The sequence below is a fragment of the Gordonia sp. ABSL11-1 genome (assembly GCF_030315685.1).
GTDB lineage: Bacteria > Actinomycetota > Actinomycetes > Mycobacteriales > Mycobacteriaceae > Gordonia.
Genome location: NZ_JASXSI010000097.1, coordinates 1 through 680 on the forward strand (window position 1 = coordinate 1; position 680 = coordinate 680).

Annotated in this window: 1 protein-coding gene; it reads right to left on the reverse strand. The window is 64.4% G+C overall.

Going from position 1 to position 680, the window contains the following annotated elements:
• Nucleotides 1-680, reverse strand: a 680-nt coding sequence (locus QSJ19_RS26610; RefSeq protein WP_286324062.1) for an HNH endonuclease, incomplete at both ends; no start/stop codon positions are given.

Sequence of the window (680 nt, forward strand, 5' to 3'; positions counted from 1 at the left end):
CCGGTTGTAGCTGGGTACGGGTCGTCGGTGGGGGTCGACGGTGCTTGGCGGTGTCAGCCAGGCATGGTGGTCGGCGCCGATGAACACGTCCCATCCGTTGTGATGGACATCGGCGTGACACGACGGGCACAGTAGGCAGCCATTCTCCAAGCACGTGTCACCGCCATCGCTCCAATGGACGACGTGGTGGGCGTGGCAGCGTTCGGCTGGCGCTCCGCACTTGATGCAGCATCGGTCGCGGATGTAGAGGGCTGTGCGTTGGGCGGGTGTGAACAGCCGTTTGTCTCTGCCGACGTCGAGGGGCACGGTTTCGCCGTCGACGAGCAGGGGTGTGATGGTCGGGTCGCAGGCGAGTCGATTCATCGTGGCAGGGGTGATCGATCCCATGTACTCGAGGGACGAATCTCTGGGGTTGTCGGCGGGGATGGTCAGGAGCACATGTGTTCTCGGAACACTGTTCATGTCGTGTCCGCCTGCGGCGGCGATGTCGAGGATGGTCTCGAGTGCCTCGGCCAGGCGTCGTTCGGTGGATCGGGCGTCGGGGGAGCCGTCGGGTTCGGGCCGCGGTGCGCCGTAGCGTTCCATCGCGGCCTGGAATTTTTCGCCGACTTCGGTGTCGAGGTCGGCTTCGACATGCAGGCGCCCGTCGGTGGTCTTGTGTTTGGTGACGGTGTTGATGT